The organism is uncultured Cellulomonas sp. (genome assembly GCF_947494015.1).
Taxonomy (GTDB): Bacteria; Actinomycetota; Actinomycetes; order Actinomycetales; family Cellulomonadaceae; genus Pengzhenrongella.
Genome location: NZ_CANLTL010000027.1, coordinates 1 through 17,836 on the forward strand (window position 1 = coordinate 1; position 17,836 = coordinate 17,836).

The window sequence follows — 17,836 nt, forward strand, 5'->3', positions numbered from 1 at the left end:
GCGGCCGTCCGGGGCCGAGTGCGACGTTGTCGACCGTTCGGCTCGCTCCAACGGTCCAGCACGTCGCACTCGGCGGGTTGAGGGGCGGTGCGGTTGCCGGGCGCGGGTCGTGCGGGTGCACTGGGGCCATGCACCGACCGCTCCACGACCGGGCCACCGGCGTCGTGCGGCAGACCCGGGAGTCGGTCCACGGGACCACACCGCACACCGCGCTGCGCCACCCGCGCACCGCCATGGCGATCCGGGCGGCGGTCGCCGCGACGCTCGCCTGGCTGCTCGCGCAGCGGCTCCCCGGCGGCGACCAGTACGCGTTCTACGCCCCGTTCGGCGCCGTGGTGACCACGTACTCGGCCGTCGTGCGGTCCACGACGGAGACCCTGCGGGCGGTCGCGGCGATCATGCTCGGCGCCGCGGTCGGCCTGGTCGCGCACACCCTGATCCCGTGGACCGCCGCCGCGGTGGCCACGGCCGTGGCCGTCGGCGTGGTCGTCAGCGGGCTGCCGGCGCTGGGCAGCCACCGCACCTACGTCCCGGTCGCCGCCGTGTTCCTGCTGCTCATCGGCCAGGGCCAGGCGCTGGACTACGCCGTCGCGTACGCCGGGCTGTTCCTGCTGGGCGCGCTGGTGACGATCGTGCTCAACGCCGCCTTCCCCACGCTGCCCCTGCCCCAGGCCGAGAGCGCGCTCCACGACCTGCGGGAGGAGGCCGCGGTGCACCTGCGGCACATGGGCCGTCTGCTGCGCGACGTCGACGGCGACGGGCGCACCGGGTCGGACGACGCCGGCGGGGACGGTGCCGGGGACGGCGACCCGGCGCCGCCCCGGGAGCGGCTGACCAGCCGGCTCGCGCACGCCCGCGACGCCGTCGACGACCTCACCGAGGCGGCGCGCGGCAACCGGCGTGCACGCCGCGAGCGCCGGACCGTGGAGCGCATCCGGGCCGACTTCCGGGCGCTGGAGCGCGTCGTGCTGCTCGTCGACGACCTGCACGACCTGTCCGAGGACGCCCCCTGGCAGACCCGCGTGAGCGGGGTGACCCCCGAGCTGCGTCGTCCGATGGGTGACGCCGTGGACGCGCTCGCGGCGGCGATCACCACCGTCGGGCTCGCGGACACCGAGCCCGGCCAGCGCCGCGCCGTCGACGACGCCGTCCGCGACCTCGCCACCGCCCTGGTCCACTACGAACGCACCACCGGCCCGGGACCGCAGGGGCTCGTGGTCGCGACGGTGGTCACCACGCTGCGCCGGACGCTGTCCGCGCTCACCCCGGCCGACCGCATGGACCTGTCCCCCTCCCCGCTGCCCGCCGACGGCGAGGCCCACGACGGCGAGGCCCACGCCGCCGACGGGGCCATTCCGACGTCCGAGGCCGCCGACGACGCCGCCCCCGCGGGACGCCGGCCACCCGGACCGTAGGCTGGCCGACCGTGCAGTGCTCGTACTTCCTCGCCGGCGTGTGCCGCTCGTGCACCCTGATGGGCCGCCCGTACGGTCACCAGCTCGCCGACAAGGACCGGCACTGCCGGGAGCTGCTGGCCGGCCACCCGGACCTGCGCTGGCTCCCGCCGGTGCCCAGCCCCGAGGCGGGCTACCGCAACAAGGTCAAGATGGTGGTCGGGGGGACCGTGGGGTCCCCGACCGTCGGCATCCTCGACGGCGACGGGCACGGGGTGGACCTGCGCGGCTGCGGGGTGTCCAGCCCGGGCATCCAGGCGCTGCTGCCCGTGCTCGCCGGGTTCGTCACGCGGGCGCGGATCGAGCCGTACGACGTGCCGGCCCGGCGCGGGGAGCTGAAGTACCTGCTGGTCACCGAGTCCCCCGACGGCGAGCTCATGGTCCGGTTCGTGTGCCGGTCGCAGGAGCCGGTCAGCCGGATCCGCAAGCACCTGCCGGCCCTGCGGGCGCAGCTGCCGCGGCTCGCCGTGGTGACCGTCAACCTGCTGCCCGAGCACAAGGCGGTGCTCGAGGGCGACCGGGAGATCGTGCTGACCGACGCCGGCACGCTGCGCATGCGGGTCAACGACCTCGACCTGCACCTGCGCCCGCAGAGCTTCTTCCAGACCAACACCGAGGTGGCGGCGGCGCTGTACCGCCAGGCCCGGGAGTGGGTCGAGGAGCTGGCGCCCGCGTCCGTGTGGGACCTGTACTGCGGGGTCGGCGGGTTCGCGCTGCACTGCGCCGCGCCCGGGCGCACGGTCACCGGCATCGAGACCAGCGAGGCCGCGATCGCCAGCGCGGCCCAGACGGCCCAGGAGACGGGGCTGCCCGGCCTGCGGTTCGCGGCCGGCGACGCGACCGCCTTCGCGCGGGCGGCGCGCGAGCAGCCCGACCTGGTGGTCGTGAACCCGCCGCGGCGCGGCATCGGGGCCGAGCTCGCCGGGTGGCTCGAGGCGTCGTCGGTCCGGCACGTCGTCTACTCCAGCTGCAACGCCGCCTCGCTCGAACGCGACCTGGCGGCGATGCCGTCGCTGCGCCCGGTGACGGGACGCGTGCTGGACATGTTCCCGCAGACCACGCACCTGGAGGTCGTCGTCCTGCTCGAGCGCAGGCCCTGACGGGCACGCCGGCGCCCCGCGCCGGCTCGTGGACGGGCGCCGTGCCGGGCGAGCATCCTGGGTGGATGAGCCACGGACCCGAGCCGTACGCGGTGGGCAACGACCCACGCTGGAACGAGAGGGCGGCGCAGTCCGCCACCGTGGACCTCGACCCGGACGAGGACGACCCCATGGCGATCATCGTCACCGGACCGTGCCCGCGCTGCACCCACGAGTCCGCGCACGTGGAGCCGCTGCTGCTCTACAGCAACCTCCAGGACCGCCTGCGCTCCCCCGGGAGCGACGTGCTGCGACTGGCCCTGGAGAAGGCGGCGGGGGTGAGCCGGCGGCGGGAGGTCGAGGTCATCTGCGCCTGCGGGACGCCGCACCCCTCGACGCCGCAGGGCGCCCGGGGGTGCGGCGCCTCGTGGGTGCTCGACGTCTCGTGGGGCGCGCCGTGACGGTCCGCGTCGCGCCCGGCGCCGCCGGCACGGCCGCCAGCCGCGCCCGGGCCGAGCACGCCCAGGAGCAGCAGGACCGTGAGCTGGAGCTGCTGCGTCAGCACGCCGCGAACTGGCGCAACGGCCTGGTGGGGCTGGTCGGTCTGATCACCGGCGCCGGCCTGATCAAGGGGCGCGAGAGCATCGTCGGGATCGTGCCGGGGGGTCAGGTCGCCGTCGGCACGCTGCTGCTGGCCGCCGTGGTCGCCGGGGTCGCCGGCACGCTGCTCAGCCTGCGCGCCGCCTACGGGTTCCCGCGCAGCCGGGAGGTGGACGCGACCTGGCGCGACGTGCGCCGCAACCAGCACGCGCGGGCGCGGGCGGCCGCGCGTGACCTGCGTGCCGCGGTCGTGCTGGCGGTCGTCACGCTGGCCCTGCTGGTGGGAGCGGTCGCCGTGACCTGGTACGCCCCGCGCGCACCCCTGGCCTTCGTCGAGGTGACCGACGACGACGGCGTCGTGACCTGCGGCACGCTCCAGGGCGCGGGCGACGGCGCGGTCGTCCTGGCGGTGCACGGCGCCGAGCGGCGCATCTCGGTGCAGGACGTGGGCGCGCTGCGACTGCGCTCGGACTGCCCGCCCTAGCCGGTGGCGCGCCAGCGTCGCCGCAGCAGCCGCCGTCACCCGCGCCAGGTGGTCGCTGCGGTGCGGCCGCCGGACCCCGCGCGGGCGAGCAGGGGCCGCGTCCGCTCCCACAACAGCTCCGCGACGAACTCCAGCGTCTGGGCGGCGGAGATGGCCTGCTCGGCGGGCGGACCGTCCACCAGGGTCCGCAGCACGCCCCGCAGCACGCCGCGCCGTGCCGTCGACGGCGGGTGCGACCCGAGGGTCTGGGCGTTCTCGTCGCCGTACCTGAGCAGCGACACCGCCCGATCCATGATGTCCATCGCGCTGAAGAACAGGTCCGCTCCCCAGAAGCTCTGCGTCAGGTCGTACCGCCGGTCCCGGTGCAGCGCGGTCATGCTCAGCGCCACGCCGAGGTGGTCGGCCTCGTACTCCTGCTGCCAGTCGTAGTCGACCTCCTGCACCTGCTCGTTCGGCAGCATCCGGGCCACCCGACCGGCGGAGCGCAGGTGCCCGGCGATGACGTGCCCGTACTCGTGCCCCAGGGCGAACGCCTCCATGGACACCCGGATCGAGTCGGCGATGTTCACGTAGAGCGGTTCGGCGTGGTACTGGCGGGCCTGCCCGGGCTGACCCCACACAGCGTAGGCGTGCACGACGTCGGCGAACCGCTCCAGCACGCTGGGCTCGGAGTCGACGCGTGCCCGGATGTCGTCCTGACTCATCGAGATCCGGATGCCGCCCGGCCCGCTGTCGACGGGGAACGCGCGGGCCACCGCCTTGCTCAGCAGCAGCGCGAACAGGAACATCTGGTGGTCGAAGACGATGAGGTGGTCGCTGCCCCCGGGCACCGCGATCGTCATCGCGTTGACCTGCCCGGTGGGCAGGCTGCCGAAGGCGGGGCGCCGCGGCAGCGACATCCCCATCTGCTCCACCGAGCGCTCGATCGACTCGGCGAACCCGCTGAGGATGCCGTACCAGCCCGGGTCCTCGTACGGGGTGGGCACCCGCGCCGCGTCCTGCCGGGCCCGCTCCACCATGCGCTCGACCGCCTGCGCCACCTCCTCGGCGCTCGCCTGCGGGTTCATGCTCCGGGTGGTGGCCTCGGCGATCGACCGCAGGGCGTCCGGTGAGGCGACCACGGGCGCTCGGCCGAGGCTCTCGTACACGCTGCGCTGGAGCGCCTCGAGGAACGCGTACGGCTCGATGGGCATGCCGACCTCGTCTCGTGTCCGCGCCGGCACCGCCCGACGGTCGACGGCGGCCCGTACGGATCGATGCTCGACCCGCCGGCCCCACCGTCGCAAGGTCCCCGCCGCACCGGGACGGTCGCCCGGACGCCGCCTACCGCCGACGCCGCCGCGGTGCCACGCCGGGCCGGCGCGCCGGTGCGCCGGGCCGGCGCGCCGGTGCGCCGCGCGGACTGACCAGCGCCGCCGGGCGGGCGGGCGGCGCCGCGGCTCAGCCTCGGGACCGACGGCGCCCGTGGCTGTAGGTGCGCGCGGTGGAGGTGCGCTGGGCGTGCGCCAGGGCGCGGAAGCGGGCCTCGGCGTGCTCGGGCAGCGGACGGCGCTCGCGCAGCACCCACGGCAGACCGCGCACCGCGAGCAGCACCCCGGCGAGGGACACCCGGTCGCGGGGCAGCGACCGCAGCACCTCCCCGGTCCGGCGCAGCATCGGGCGGACCGGCCGGCGCAGCCAGGTGAACCACAGGGTGTTGCGGATCCCGTCGCGGCGCCGCCGGTCGTGGTCGCGGACCGTCGACGCCTGGTGGTGGACGGTCAGCTCCTCCAGGTAGCACAGCTCCCACCCGGCAGCCGCCAGGTCCGCCGCGAGCAGCTCCTCCTCGCCCCCCAGCCACAGCCGCGCGTGGAATCCGCCCACCTGCTCGAAGGCGTCCCGGCGCAGCACGGAGGCTCCCGCGAGGAAGCTGCCCAGCGCCGGGCCGGGCAGCCCGGGGGCGCCCCGCACCGGTGAGTCCCGCAGCTCGGCGACGATCGGGTCCTCCGTGCCGCGCGGTTCGACCACGATCCGCGCGGTGAGCACCGCGACCCGCGGGTCCGCGTCCAGGACGTCCGCGGCACGCCGCAGCGAGCCCGGCTCCCACCAGGTGTCGTCGTCGCAGAAGGCGACATAGGGCGTGGTCAGCGAGCGGACGGCCACGTTGCGGCCGACCGCGCCGAGGTTCTCCGGGCTCGCGATGAGCTCGGCCCACGGGTGCTCCCGACGGATCGCGTCGGCGGTCCCGTCGCGGGATCCGTTGTCCACGACGACGACGTGCGGCGCCTCGGGCAGGTCACGCAGCCGGGCCAGCGCCGCCAGGGCCTCGTCGCGGCGGTTGTGGGTGATGACGACGACGGCGACCCGGTCGTCGGTCGCGCGCGGTGACGGCCCGTCGACGAGGGGCTCGTCGGACAACGCACGCCCGGCCGTCACCGCGCCTGCCGGTACAGGTCCAGCAGCCGGCGCGTGGAGCTGTCGAGCTCCGCCCCGGCGCCGTCGCCGTCCATCTCGGCGACCAGGGCGCGGGCGAGCGTCTTGCCCAGCTCCACCCCCCACTGGTCGAACGAGTTGACGTCCCACAGCACACCCTGGGTGAACACCTTGTGCTCGTAGGCGGCGATCAGCTGGCCGAGCGCGCGCGGGGTGAGCTCGGACATCAGGATCGTGTTGCTGGGCCGGTTGCCCGGGAACGTGCGGTGCCCGGCCAGCGCCGGATCCACGCCGGAGTCCACGACCTCCTGGCGGCTGCGCCCGAACGCGAGCGCCTGGGTCTGAGCCAGGCAGTTCGCGAGCAGCTGGTCGTGCTGGCTGCGCAGCCCGCTGAGCGGGGCGAGCACGGCGATCATGTCGCACGGCACCACGGTCGTGCCCTGGTGGAGCAGCTGGTAGAACGCGTGCTGGCCGTTGGTGCCCGGCTGACCCCACACGATCGGCCCGGTGTCGTGACCCACCGGCTCGCCGTCGAGCGTGACGGACTTGCCGTTGGACTCCATGTCGAGCTGCTGCAGGTAGGCGGGCAGGAGCTCCAGGTCCTGGGCGTACGGCAGCACCGCGAGGGACTGCATGCCGAGGCCGTTGCGCTCCCACACGCCGATCAGGCCGAGCAGCACCGGCAGGTTCTCGGCGAGCGGTGCGGTGCGGAAGTGCTCGTCCATGTCGTGGAACCCGGCCAGCAGCTCACCGAAGTGGTCGGGGCCGACCGCGAGCATGACCGAGAGCCCGATCGCCGAGGTCACCGAGTACCGGCCGCCGACCCAGTCCCAGAACCCGAACATGTTGTGCTGGTCGATGCCGAACTCGGCGACGGCGTCGGCGTTCGTCGAGACGGCGACGAAGTGCCGGGCCACCGCGGCGTCGTCACCCAGCGCGTCCACCAGCCAGGTGCGTGCGGCGGTCGCGTTGGCGAGCGTCTCGGCCGTGGTGAAGGTCTTGGAGCAGACGACGAACAGCGTGCGCTGCGGGTCGAGGCCCTCCAGCGCGCTCTCCAGGTCGGCCCCGTCGACGTTCGCCACGAAGCGCACCGTCAGGCCGTCGTCGACGTACCGGCGCAGCGCCCGCACGACCATCCGCGGACCGAGGTCCGAGCCGCCGATCCCGATGTTGACCACGTGGGTGATCCGCTCACCGGTGTGCCCGCGCCACTGCCCCGAGCGCACCGCCGTCGCGAGCTCGGCCATCCGCCCCAGCACCTCGTGCACCTGCGCGACGACGTCGACGCCGTCCACCACGAGGCTCTCCCCCGCCGGCTTGCGCAGCGCCACGTGCAGGACCGACCGGTCCTCGGTGACGTTGATGTGCTCGCCGGCGAACATCGCGCGGGCGCGCTCGGGCAGCCCGGCGCGCTCGGCGGCGTCGACGAGGTCGGCCAGCACGGCGTCGTCGAGGCGGTTCTTGGAGTAGTCCAGGTACAGCTCGCCGGCCCGCACCGACATCCGCTCACCACGCCGAGGGTCGGCGTCGAACAGGGACGCCAGCGTCGTCCCGGCCAGGCGGTCGGCGTGTCCTCGCAGGGTGTCCAGCGGCAGCATGGGGTGTCCTCTCGTCCTCGCGGGCGCCGGCACCGCGGCGCCCCTGCGTCGAGCCTGTGGCGTCGTCCCGGCGGGCCGACCCGTCGCGACCGTACCGCCGGGCCACGGTCCCGTGCCCGTCGTGCGCAGCCCACGGCGGCCGTGCCGCCCCGGTGCCCCGCGTCGTCGTCGTGCGGCCCGACCCGTCGTGCGCCCGCGACCCTGCACTCACGTCAGGGTATGGTGATGACGGACCGCGGCGCCGTGCACCGCCCCGTGGCCGGCCCGAGGGGCCTCCCGTCCCGCCCTGAACGTCCCCACCGTCACTGCTCGCCGACGACGACGTCACCGCCACCTCGAGGAGGCCCATGTCCCACCCCCTGCAGGCCCCGGGACCGAACGACGTCGTCCCCGGACCCAGCGCCGCCGGGCTCGACGCCCCGCCACCGGCCACCGCCGCGGCGGGCAAGGCCGCGCCCCGGTCCGGCCGCGAGCGCTTCCCCGCCCTCGACGGGCTGCGCGGGATCGCCGCCCTGGTCGTGCTGGTGTTCCACGTGCTGCTGGTCTCGCCCGTCTTCGACTCCCCGGAGAACTCCCGCGGGCCGGTCGACGCCTCCTGGTGGATCACGCACACCCCGCTGAACCTGTTCTGGGCGGGGCCGCAGGCGGTCTACGTGTTCTTCGTGCTCAGCGGCTTCGTGCTCGCGCTGCCGGCCGCGACCATCCGGTGGCGGGCCTACTACCCGCAGCGCCTGCTGCGCCTGTACCTGCCGGTCTGGGCCGCGGTCGCCCTCGCCGTCGTGCTGGTCTCCGCGTTCCCGCGCGACCCCCAGCCGTGGCTGAGCCAGTGGTGGAGCGAGCGCCAGCCCGGCAGCGGCTGGAAGGGCGTCGTCCGCGACGCCGTCCTGGTGCTGCCCGGGACGGGCAGCTGGAACAGCCCGCTGTGGTCGCTGCGCTACGAGATGCTGTTCTCGCTGCTGCTGCCGCTGTACCTCGTCGCCGGCCGCATCCTGCCCCGGTGGGGGCTGCTGCGCATCGGCGTGCTGCTGGTCGCGCTCGCCGTCGCCGAGGGCACCGGCCGCGAGACGCTCGCCTACCTGTCCATGTTCGGGTTCGGGGTGCTCCTGGCGGCCGACCGGGACCGGCTGGCGCACCTCGCCACCCGGGTCGAGGCGCAGGGCCGGCGGGCGTGGATCGCCCTGGCGGCCGTCTGCGTGCTGCTGCTCAACGCCGAGCTGGTCCTGCTGGTCGAGCCGGGGCAGGTCGTACGGGGCGTCGCGATGGCGCTCCAGCTCGCCGGGGCGACGCTGCTGATTTTCCTCGCGCTGCACTGGCGCTCCGCGCAGCGGGCGCTGACCCTCGGGTGGGTCCAGTGGGTGGGCCTGCGCTCGTTCGCGCTGTACCTCGTGCACGAGCCGATCGTGCTGTCGATCGTGGCCGCGGCGCCGCGGCTGCACGTCGTCGGGTACCTCATCGTCGCGACCCCCGTGTGCCTCGTGGCGGCGCACCTGTTCTACGGCGCCGTCGAGGTGCCCGCGCACCGGCTCTCGCGCACGGCCGGTCGCCGGTTCAGCGGCGCCCCCGCGGGCGCCCGCACGACCTGACGTCCTCCCGGCGTGCGGCCCGACGCCCGATGCGTACGGTGGAGGTAACAGCCGTCGCGTCACCGGGCGGCCCATGACCGTGACGCGGCTGCGGCCGGAGGCCGGCGCGACCCGACGTCGCCCACCCGTACCCGGAGGACTCCCCGTGAAGATCGGCTACAAGCTCCAGACCGAGGGCTTCGGCCCCCAGGAGATCATCCGTCAGGCCGTGGCCGCCGAGCAGGCCGGCTTCGACTTCGTCGAGATGAGCGACCACTTCCACCCGTGGCTCGAGGAGCAGGGGCACAGCGCCAACACGTGGGTGCTGCTGGCGAACATCGCCGCGAAGACCGAGCGGATCGGTCTGGTGACCGGCGTGACGTGCCCGTCGTACCGGTACCACCCGGCGATCATCGCGCAGGCCGCCGCCACCCTGCAGATCGTCTCCGACGGGCGCTTCACGCTCGGTGTGGGCGCGGGTGAGCGGCTCAACGAGCACATCATCGGGACCGAGTTCCACGGCGTGCGCAAGCGCCACGAGCGGTTCCGGGAGGCGCTGGAGATCATCCGGCTGCTGTGGCAGGGCGGGTACCGCACCTACGAGGGCAAGCACCTGCAGATCGAGGACGCGCAGGTGTTCGACCTGCCCGAGACGCTCCCGGAGATCTGCGTCGCGATCAGCGGGCCGCGCTCGCTGCAGATCGCCAACGACCTCGGCGACGGGCTGTTCGCGATCGACCCGCTGGGTGACCTCGTGTCCCGGTTCACCGGGACCGGACCGCGGTTCTGCGAGATCCCGCTCGCCTGGGCGCCGGACGTCGAGACGGCCGCGCAGGCCGTGCTGGAGAAGAGCCGGTTCATCCTGCCGGGCTGGAAGGTGCTCAGCGAGCTGCCGAACCCGGTGAACTTCGACGCCTCGGCCCAGTTCGTCACCGCGGACGACGTCACCGAGCAGTTCGCGTGCGGCCCGGACGTGGCGCGCCACCTGGAGGTGGCCCAGACCTTCGTCGACGCCGGGTTCGACCACATCGTCACGATGAACGCCGGGCCGGATCCGGACGGGTTCCTCCAGTTCTTCGCCGACGAGCTCGCGGCGCCGCTGCGGGGGCTGACCCCCGCCTCGTCCTGACGGTCGGTCCGGCACCGGCCGGGTGCGCCGTCAGCGCAGCGGCGGCAGCACCTGGTCACCGGCGAGCACGCCCCGGAAGGGGTCGCCGCGCTCGGCGAGGCGGTCGAGCACCGTCCGGACGGTGAACGCGTCGGGCCGCAGCCACGGCTCGTCCAGCTCGTCCCAGGTGATCGGCGCGGACACCGGCGCCCCGGCCGCGGCCCGCGGGCTGTACGGCGCGACCAGGGTCTTGTTGATCGCGTTCTGCGTGTAGTCCAGCCGCGCCAGGCCGCCACGCTCGCGCACCTCCCACCGCCAGCTGACCAGGTCCGGGACCACGGCCCCGACCGTGCGCGAGACCCGCTCGACCCACTCGCGGGTCTCGTCGAAGCCCGGCCCGGGGGTGATCGGGACCCAGACCTGGATGCCCCGGCGCCCCGTGAGCTTGGGGAAGGCGCGCACGCCGAGGTGGGCGAAGGCGTCGCGGTGCAGCCGCGCCATCAGCACGACGTCGTCCCAGGCGGTGGTGGTGCCGGGGTCGATGTCGAACAGCGCGTAGGTCGGCCGGTCCGGGGCCGTCGTCCGCGACGTCCAGGCGTGCCACTCCAGCGCGCCGAAGTTCGCCGCCCACACCAGCGCCGCCGGCTCGTCGACGACGAGGTACGTCGTCGTCTCGCCGTCGTCGGCGGCGGGGTTGTCCCAGCGGGGCAGCCACCCGGGTGCGTGACCGGGCAGCTCCTTGTGCCAGAACCCCGTGCCCGAGGCCGCCCCTTCCGGGTAGCGGTGCATGTTCAGCGCGCGCCCACGCAGGTAGGGCAGGGCGACCGGGGCGATCCGCGCGGCGTAGCGGACGAGCTCGCGCTTGGTGACCGGCGGCTCGCCGTCGGCCCCGGGGAACAGGGGCTTGTCGAGGTTGGTCACCCGCAGCCTGCGGCCGAGCACCGACCAGGTGCCACCGGTGCCCAGGTCGTCCAGGGCGGCGACCTCGTCGTCGGTCGGCCCCGGGACGTCGGCCGGGCGCAGCTCGACCGACGCCTCGGCGGCCGGCAGGTCCGACCGCCACAGCCGCTCGGGGTCGGCGCGCACCTCCTCGTTGGTCCGCCCCGACACCACCGACGTCGGGTGGTCCTCGGCGTCCCACCCGGCCACGGCGTGCTCGTCGCGCTTGTGCAGCAGCAGCCACTGCTCCGTGCCGGAGGCGTCCGGCTCGCCGCGCCGGACCAGCACGAACCGCCCACGCAGCCGCGTGCCGTGCAGCTCGGCGTGCAGCTCGCCGGCCGCGACCGCGGCGGCCGGGTCGTCGGTGCCGTGCGGCTCCCAGGTGCCGCGGTCCCACACGATGACGTCCCCGCCGCCGTACTCGCCGGCCGGGATCACCCCCTCGAAACCCTCGTACTCCAGCGGGTGGTCCTCGACGTGCACGGCCATCCGCCGGGCGTCGGGGTCCAGCGTCGGTCCGCGCGGGACCGCCCAGCTGACCAGGACGCCGTCCATCTCGAACCGCACGTCGTAGTGCAGCCGGCGGGCGCGGTGGCGCTGGACGACGAACCGGCGCGGGCCCGCGGGCGCTGCCTGGCTCGCCCCGGCGCCGGACGGCTCGGGGGTGCGGGCGAAGTCCCGCATGGAGCGGTAGGTGTCCAGCTCCCCCGGGGGTCGAGCACCGCGTCTGGCCGCCATGCCGCTCACCGCCCTTCCCGCACCCGCCTGGTCCCGGCGCACGCCGCGTCGCGCCCGTCCCAGGGTGGACGACGACGGCCGGCGCGCGCACCTCGGACGCGCCGGGCGGGCTACGGCGGGTGCGCCGCGCCGGCGCCGGCTCCCTCGGAGCAGGGGGCCGCGTCAGCCGTAGAGGCGGGTCAGCAGGGCGTCCAGCTCGACGAGGTCCGGGTGTGCCGCCAGGTCGGGATGCAGACGGCCCGACCCGAGCGCGGTCCCACGCATCTCCGCGGCCGTCCGTTCGCAGGTCGCCGACAGGCGCTCGAGCGCGGCGTGGAGCTCGACCTGGGCCGCCGCGAGGCGCCACAGCGCGGTCGCCGCGTCGGAGCCGTCGTCCCCCATGCCCGAATTCTGCCCCGCCGCGGCCGGCGACGCGTCCCGGGTCACCCGGACGTGTGGGCGCCGTCGACCGCACCGGGCCCGCCCGGGCGGTGGCGCCGCGACCCGGCGCCCCGGTCGCCGGTCGGCGGGCGGCTGCCTAGTGTCGTCAGGTCACCCATCAGCAGGAGGAACACGTGCAGCAGCGAACCCTGGGCAACCGCACCGTCTCGGCCATCGGTCTGGGCGGCATGCCCATGTCCATCGAGGGACGCCCGGACGAGAGCCGGTCGATCGCCACGATCCACGCCGCGCTCGACGCCGGTGTCACGCTGATCGACACCGCGGACGCCTACCACCGCGACGCCGACGAGGTCGGCCACAACGAGTCGCTCATCGCCAAGGCCCTGCAGGGTTACGGGAGGGCGATGCCTGATGTTCTCGTCGCGACGAAGGGCGGTCACCTGCGCCCCGGCGACGGCTCGTGGACCAAGGACGGCCGGCCGGAGTACCTCAAGCAGGCCGCGAAGGCCTCGGCGCAGCGGCTCGGCGTGGACGCCATCGGCCTCTACCAGTTCCACCGCCCCGACCCCGAGGTCCCGTACGCCGAGTCGGTCGGCGCGATCGCGGAGCTGCTCGACGAGGGCGTCATCCAGATGGCCGGGATCTCCAACGCCGACGTCGGGCAGATCGACGAGGCGCAGCGCGTCCTCGGTGGCCGCCTGGTGTCGGTGCAGAACCAGTTCTCGCCGGCGTTCCGGTCCAGCCTCGGCGAGCTCGAGCACTGCGCCGAGCTCGGCATCGCGTTCCTGCCGTGGTCCCCGCTCGGCGGCATCTCGAACGCCGGCGAGCTCGCGTCCCGGCACGAGGCCTTCCAGCGGGTCGCCGACGCCCACGGCGTGAGCGTCTACCAGGTCACGCTGGCCTGGGAGCTCGCGCTCGCCCCTGTCGTGCTGCCCATCCCCGGCGCCTCGCGGCCGACCAGCATCCAGGACTCCGCCGCCGCGGCCGAGCTCGAGCTGACGGCCGACGAGGTCGCGACCCTCTCGGAGGCCTGAGGTGCGCAGCATCGACCTGGCCGAGGGCCTCTCGGCGTCGAACGTCGTCCTGGGTCTCATGCGGATCGACGGCAAGAGCGACGACGAGGTCCGGACACTCGTGGGCACCGCCCGCGACGCGGGCATCGACATGGTCGACCACGCCGACGTCTACGGCGACACCCTGCACGGCTGCGAGCGCCGCTGGGCGCAGGCCATGCAGCTGTCGCCCTCGGAGCGGGACGCCTGGACGATCCAGACCAAGTGCGGGATCGTCGGCGACGGCCCGTACTTCGACTTCTCCGCCGAGCACATCGTGGAGTCGGTCGACGGCTCGCTCGAGGCGCTCGGCACCGACCGGATCGACGTCCTGCTCCTGCACCGGCCCGACGCCCTGGTCGAGCCGGACGAGGTCGCGCGGGCGTTCGACGAGCTCGAGGCCGCGGGCAAGGTGCGGGCGTTCGGCGTCTCCAACCACACGCCGGCGCAGATCGAGCTGCTCAAGCGGTCGGTCCGCCAGCCGCTGGTCGCCAACCAGCTGCAGCTGTCGATCACGCACGCGCCGCTGGTCGCGCAGGGCGTCGCGGCCAACATGGTGCAGCTCGACCAGTCGGTGGTGCTCGACGGCGGCGGCCTGCTCGACTACTGCCGCCTGAACGACATCACCGTCCAGGCGTGGTCGCCCTTCCAGGCCGGCTTCTTCACCGGGCCGTTCCTCGGCAACCCCGAGCACGCCGAGCTCAACGCGGTGATCGACCGCCTGGCCGCGCAGTACGACGTGCCCGCGATCGCGATCGCCACCGCATGGATCACCCGGCACCCGGCCGGCATCCAGGTCGTGCTGGGCACGACGACGCCGGAGCGGGTCGCCGGCGCGGCGCAGGGGTCGGACCTCCCGCTGACCCGGGCGCAGTGGTACGAGCTGTTCCGCGCGGCCGGGCACCGGGTGCCCTGACGCCGACCCGCACCCGACCCCCGGGGCCGCCCGCCGGCGCGGGCCCGGGGGTCGGGCGGCGCGGCGGCGCGTCCGCGGGTCAGCCCAGCGCCCGGGCCGCCGCGTCGGTGGTCGTGGTCCGGATGCGGTACAGGCTCGTGCTCGCGGCGACGAACAGGTCCCGGCCGTCTGCTCCCCCGAAGCAGAGGTTGCCCACCCGCTCGGGCACGGGGATCACGAGCACACGCTGCCCGTCCGGGGTGAACACCTGGACCGAGTCCTCGCTCGAGCTCCACACCCGTCCGTCGACGTCGACCCGGATCCCGTCGGACGCCCCTGGCCGCACCTCGACGAAGGGCCGCCCGGCTCCGACGCGGCCCTCCGCGACGGGGTAGGCGCGGATGCCCGGGGGCGCTCCCTCGATCTGCAGGTGACCGGTGTCGGAGACGTACAGCGTGCGCTCGTCGGGCGAGAACGCCAGCCCGTTGGGATGCACCATGTCGGTGATCACGGCGTCCAACCGCCCGGTGGACTCCTCCAGCCGGAACACGTAGCACCCGTCGTACTCCGGTGGCGCGGGGTACCCCTCCCGCCCGCCCGGCAGGATCCCGTAGGGCGGGTCGGTGAACCAGATGGCGCCGTCCGAGGCCACGACCACGTCGTTGGGCGAGTTGAGGCGGCGTCCCTGCCAGCGGTCGCACAGCCCGGTGACGATGCCGTCGACGTCGCGCTCGACGCGGCGCCGCCCGTGGGAGCACTGCACGACGCGACCGGCCAGGTCGAGCGTGCGGCCGTTGGTGAAGTCGGCGGGCCGGGCGTACTCGGTCATCTCCCCGGTCGTCGCGCTCCACTCCAGGACGCGGTCGGCGGGGATGTCGCTCCACCGCACGCTGGACCGGTCCGGCAGCCAGACCGGTCCCTCGGACCAGGTCGCGCCGGTGGCCAGTCGTTCGAGGGACGCTCCCGGCGCCAGCAGCTCGTGCACGGGGTCATCCTGGCAGGGGTGCACGGGATGGGCCTCGCGGTCGTCACCGTCGGGCCCTGAGGATCGACGGTTCCGGCGCCGTCGGTGCGGGGACGACGGCATCGGCACCCGGGACCTCACCCGAGCCAGCGCCGCCAGCGGGAGAGCTCGGGCTCGTGCGCCGGCGCCTCGCCCAGCGCACGTGCCGCCTCGGCGACGTCGTCCGCGGTGAGCGTCGTGACGTCGGCGCGGTCCAGTGCCTCCACACTCCGGTCGCCGTCGCGCGTCAGCCGCAGCGCCTGGCGGTTGAGCGCCTGCTCGAACAGCGTGCGGGCGAAGCGTGCGTTGCCGGACTCCTCACCATGACGCAGGCCGTCCAGGATGAGATGAAGTGTCGCCTCGGCGCCGGGCTCGAGCGTGTACTCGTGCTGGGCCAGGATGCTGGTGAAGATCGCCTCGAGCTCATCGGTGGAGTAGTCCGGGAACGCGATCTCGCGCGCGAAGCGTGAGCGGAGACCGGGGTTGGAGAGCAGGAACGACTCCATCAGCCGGGGATAGCCGGCCACGATGACCACCAGACGGTGGCGGTGGTCCTCCATGCGCTTGAGCAGGACCTCGATCGCCTCCGGTCCGAAGTCGAGCCGGCCGTCACCCTCGGGAGCCAGCGAGTACGCCTCGTCGATGAACAGGACGCCGTCGAGCGCCCGCCGGATCACGCGGTCGGTCTTGAGCGCGGTCGCACCCACGTACTGCCCGACCAGGGCCGCCCGATCGACCTCCACCAGGTGGCCCTTCTGCAGCAGGCCGACCGCGCGGTACATCTCGGCCAGCAGCCTCGCCACGGTGGTCTTGCCCGTGCCCGGGTTGCCGAGGAATACGAGGTGCTGGGACGTCGCCACCTCGGGCAGGCCGTGCGCCTTGCGGCGCGCCTGCACCTGCAGGAAGGCCACGAGCGCCTGGACCTGCTCCTTCACCGACTCCAGCCCGACGAGCCCGTCGAGCTCGGCCTGCACCGCCGCAAGCGGTCGAGCCGGTCGGGGCCGGCCACCGACGACGTCGTCCATACCCCGCACACCGGGCCGCGGAAGCTGATCCCCCAGCCGACCCACGGTCTCTCGCAGCTCGTCAAGCGGCCTGCGGCGGGGAGCCATGCGCTGACTCTAGGCGCCAGGGACGCGCACGGCCTCCGCCACAGCCGTCCTGTCGGGCCCGAGCCGTGGTGGTGCCTTGCCGCCGCCGGTGGGCCGCCGTGCTCGCTCCAGCGTGCGGCCGCGGACCTTCGGCACGTGCGGCGATGCAGGCCGCCGATCCTCATCGCACGCCTCAACCACGCCCGTCGCGACGAAGGGGAAGGGCCCGGGCAACCTAGGTGCGCTCATCGCGGCATGCGCGTGAACGCTATGCCGCCCGTGCTGCTCAGCGGCATGAGCCTGCGGCAGGACACCGCTCCGCTAGGACGGCCGCCATGGCGGTGCAAACAGCTCGAGGTGCTCTAGGTTCACTCGGTCCAGGACCTGTGGCCGAGCGTCGGCGTAGAACTCGAGCTCGTTGAGGAAACCGTCCACCACGTGAAGTAGTGCGTGCGCGCTGCCGTTCTCGTCGGGCGACTCAGCTTCGACCGGCACCCGGTACTCGGTGTCGCACGGCGCCGACCCGGCTGCCGGGCGAATGGCAAGGCAGCCGCACTCGTCGATAATCCGTACCCTGGCCGACGCCCACTGCACCACGAGCTCGTTGCGACCGCGGAACGGTTCCGCGAGCATCCGGTCAACCAACTCAACCTCGTACTGAGATGGGGCACGCCAGTCGCTGTCGACCTGATGCGACACGGGCGCAGGATCGGCCGGCCGACCTTCCCGCTTGCGGCGATGACCATGCGACACGTAGCGGAACGCTACTGGCGCACTTCTCGACGCGCACGATCCGCGGCATGAGCGTGAACGCTATGCCGCCCGTGCTGCTCAGCGGCATGTGCGTGCGCCGCAGCGGGCACAGGTCGTGGCGCGACCACACTTGCCCCGCGCTTCATCACTCGGTCGCGACCAGGAGGGTCGCGCCCGACGTCGTGTCGACCAACCGGCGCGCACCTAGTTCGGTCGTCAGTTCGATCGTCAGCATGTCTAGGCACATGGGTTGGTCGCCCGCGGGCGCGACGAGCGCCTCGACCTCGACCAGCACCTCGTCCGAGCCCTGCTCGAGAGCGGCGATTCGCGGATCGCCGTGGCAGGAATTGGCAGCGACCTCGATGAGGGTCGGAGCGACAAGTCTCGCGTCGCTGAGGGCCACGGGCTCCCACACGGCGGGCTCTTCTCGGACCGAGCACCCGGCGGCGAGGAGCGTCAGGCACGCCACCGCCGCCAGCCGCTGTCTTCCGCCCGCATACCGTCGCATCGGGCAGGTGTATCACCCGCCCGCCCGCGCTGCGGCACGGCCAAGTGCTGGCGACGCACACCATCCGCGGCATGAGCGTGAACGCTATGCCGCCCGTGCTGCTCCGCGGCATGAGCGTGAACGCTATGCCGCCCGTGCTGCTCCGCGGCATGAGCGTGAACGCTATGCCGCCCGTGCTG

At 74.3% G+C, this 17,836-nt stretch carries 17 protein-coding genes; 8 read left to right on the forward strand and 9 right to left on the reverse strand.

Translation table 11 applies throughout. From position 1 onward, the window contains the following. The first annotated feature begins 128 nt into the window (after positions 1-128). The 4 genes from Q0840_RS18740 to Q0840_RS18755 all read left to right on the forward strand — a co-directional run bounded on the left by Q0840_RS18740 (position 129) and on the right by Q0840_RS18755 (position 3,617). A complete protein-coding gene (locus Q0840_RS18740) occupies positions 129-1,415 on the forward strand; it encodes a hypothetical protein (protein ID WP_298462581.1) in 1,287 nt (428 codons plus the stop codon). A gap of 11 nt (positions 1,416-1,426) precedes the next feature. Further along, positions 1,427-2,554 carry a 23S rRNA (uracil(747)-C(5))-methyltransferase RlmC gene (rlmC, locus tag Q0840_RS18745; RefSeq protein WP_298462584.1) on the forward strand — a complete coding sequence of 376 codons (1,128 nt, stop codon included), beginning with the start codon at positions 1,427-1,429 and terminating at the stop codon, positions 2,552-2,554. 65 nt (positions 2,555-2,619) lie between these two features. Further along, on the forward strand, positions 2,620-2,994 hold the full coding sequence (locus tag Q0840_RS18750) for a hypothetical protein (protein ID WP_298462587.1): 375 nt from the start codon (positions 2,620-2,622) through the stop codon (positions 2,992-2,994). After that, positions 2,991-3,617, forward strand: coding sequence for a hypothetical protein (locus tag Q0840_RS18755; protein ID WP_298462590.1), 627 nt, complete (start codon positions 2,991-2,993; stop codon positions 3,615-3,617). Before Q0840_RS18750 ends, Q0840_RS18755 begins: the two co-directional genes overlap by 4 nt. A gap of 35 nt (positions 3,618-3,652) precedes the next feature. On the opposite strand, the gene Q0840_RS18760 is transcribed toward Q0840_RS18755, so the two are convergent. The 3 genes from Q0840_RS18760 to pgi all read right to left on the reverse strand — a co-directional run bounded on the left by Q0840_RS18760 (position 3,653) and on the right by pgi (position 7,627). After that, positions 3,653-4,810, reverse strand: a complete 1,158-nt coding sequence (locus Q0840_RS18760) for a hypothetical protein (RefSeq protein ID WP_298462592.1) — start codon at positions 4,808-4,810, stop codon at positions 3,653-3,655. Positions 4,811-5,057: 247 nt separating this feature from the next. Then, on the reverse strand, positions 5,058-6,014 hold the full coding sequence (locus tag Q0840_RS18765; RefSeq protein ID WP_298462594.1) for a glycosyltransferase family 2 protein: 957 nt from the start codon (positions 6,012-6,014) through the stop codon (positions 5,058-5,060). Positions 6,015-6,028: 14 nt separating this feature from the next. Further along, the gene (pgi, locus tag Q0840_RS18770; RefSeq protein WP_298462596.1) at positions 6,029-7,627 is read right to left on the reverse strand and encodes a glucose-6-phosphate isomerase; all 1,599 of its coding nucleotides are present in this window, start codon (positions 7,625-7,627) and stop codon (positions 6,029-6,031) included. Positions 7,628-7,974: 347 nt separating this feature from the next. On the opposite strand from pgi, the gene Q0840_RS18775 reads away from it, so the two are divergent. Beyond that, on the forward strand, positions 7,975-9,210 hold the full coding sequence (locus Q0840_RS18775) for an acyltransferase (protein WP_298462598.1): 1,236 nt from the start codon (positions 7,975-7,977) through the stop codon (positions 9,208-9,210). A gap of 145 nt (positions 9,211-9,355) precedes the next feature. Next, the gene (locus tag Q0840_RS18780; RefSeq protein ID WP_298462601.1) at positions 9,356-10,318 is read left to right on the forward strand and encodes a TIGR03557 family F420-dependent LLM class oxidoreductase; all 963 of its coding nucleotides are present in this window, start codon (positions 9,356-9,358) and stop codon (positions 10,316-10,318) included. Positions 10,319-10,348: 30 nt separating this feature from the next. Here the strand turns inward: Q0840_RS18780 and Q0840_RS18785 are convergent, their stop codons facing one another. Next, the gene (locus tag Q0840_RS18785; RefSeq protein ID WP_298462604.1) at positions 10,349-11,974 is read right to left on the reverse strand and encodes a DNA polymerase ligase N-terminal domain-containing protein; all 1,626 of its coding nucleotides are present in this window, start codon (positions 11,972-11,974) and stop codon (positions 10,349-10,351) included. Positions 11,975-12,136: 162 nt separating this feature from the next. Then, on the reverse strand, positions 12,137-12,355 hold the full coding sequence (locus tag Q0840_RS18790) for a hypothetical protein (protein ID WP_298462607.1): 219 nt from the start codon (positions 12,353-12,355) through the stop codon (positions 12,137-12,139). Positions 12,356-12,528: 173 nt separating this feature from the next. On the opposite strand from Q0840_RS18790, the gene Q0840_RS18795 reads away from it, so the two are divergent. Both Q0840_RS18795 and Q0840_RS18800 read left to right on the forward strand, forming a co-directional pair. Further along, positions 12,529-13,389, forward strand: a complete 861-nt coding sequence (locus Q0840_RS18795) for an aldo/keto reductase (protein ID WP_298462610.1) — start codon at positions 12,529-12,531, stop codon at positions 13,387-13,389. 1 nt (position 13,390) lies between these two features. Continuing rightward, positions 13,391-14,323 carry an aldo/keto reductase family oxidoreductase gene (locus tag Q0840_RS18800; RefSeq protein WP_298462649.1) on the forward strand — a complete coding sequence of 311 codons (933 nt, stop codon included), beginning with the start codon at positions 13,391-13,393 and terminating at the stop codon, positions 14,321-14,323. Between the two features lie 79 nt (positions 14,324-14,402). Here the strand turns inward: Q0840_RS18800 and Q0840_RS18805 are convergent, their stop codons facing one another. The 4 genes from Q0840_RS18805 to Q0840_RS18820 all read right to left on the reverse strand — a co-directional run bounded on the left by Q0840_RS18805 (position 14,403) and on the right by Q0840_RS18820 (position 17,552). Beyond that, positions 14,403-15,287: an SMP-30/gluconolactonase/LRE family protein gene (locus tag Q0840_RS18805; RefSeq protein WP_298462653.1), complete on the reverse strand. Its 885-nt coding sequence runs from the start codon at positions 15,285-15,287 to the stop codon at positions 14,403-14,405. A 116-nt stretch (positions 15,288-15,403) separates the two neighbouring features. Then, on the reverse strand, positions 15,404-16,417 hold the full coding sequence (locus Q0840_RS18810) for an AAA family ATPase (protein WP_298462656.1): 1,014 nt from the start codon (positions 16,415-16,417) through the stop codon (positions 15,404-15,406). Between the two features lie 300 nt (positions 16,418-16,717). After that, positions 16,718-17,095 carry a hypothetical protein gene (locus Q0840_RS18815; RefSeq protein ID WP_298462659.1) on the reverse strand — a complete coding sequence of 126 codons (378 nt, stop codon included), beginning with the start codon at positions 17,093-17,095 and terminating at the stop codon, positions 16,718-16,720. 199 nt (positions 17,096-17,294) lie between these two features. After that, the gene (locus Q0840_RS18820; RefSeq protein WP_298462662.1) at positions 17,295-17,552 is read right to left on the reverse strand and encodes a hypothetical protein; all 258 of its coding nucleotides are present in this window, start codon (positions 17,550-17,552) and stop codon (positions 17,295-17,297) included. Positions 17,553-17,836 lie beyond the last annotated feature (284 nt).

Coding starts and splice junctions, on each gene's coding strand:
- Q0840_RS18785 (WP_298462604.1), bottom strand. CDS start 11,974: ATGGCGGCCAGACGCGGTGCTCGACCCCCGGGGGAGCTGGACACCTAC.
- Q0840_RS18750 (WP_298462587.1), top strand. CDS start 2,620: ATGAGCCACGGACCCGAGCCGTACGCGGTGGGCAACGACCCACGCTGG.
- Q0840_RS18810 (WP_298462656.1), bottom strand. CDS start 16,417: ATGGCTCCCCGCCGCAGGCCGCTTGACGAGCTGCGAGAGACCGTGGGT.
- Q0840_RS18740 (WP_298462581.1), top strand. CDS start 129: ATGCACCGACCGCTCCACGACCGGGCCACCGGCGTCGTGCGGCAGACC.
- Q0840_RS18760 (WP_298462592.1), bottom strand. CDS start 4,810: ATGCCCATCGAGCCGTACGCGTTCCTCGAGGCGCTCCAGCGCAGCGTG.
- pgi (WP_298462596.1), bottom strand. CDS start 7,627: ATGCTGCCGCTGGACACCCTGCGAGGACACGCCGACCGCCTGGCCGGG.
- Q0840_RS18790 (WP_298462607.1), bottom strand. CDS start 12,355: ATGGGGGACGACGGCTCCGACGCGGCGACCGCGCTGTGGCGCCTCGCG.
- Q0840_RS18775 (WP_298462598.1), top strand. CDS start 7,975: ATGTCCCACCCCCTGCAGGCCCCGGGACCGAACGACGTCGTCCCCGGA.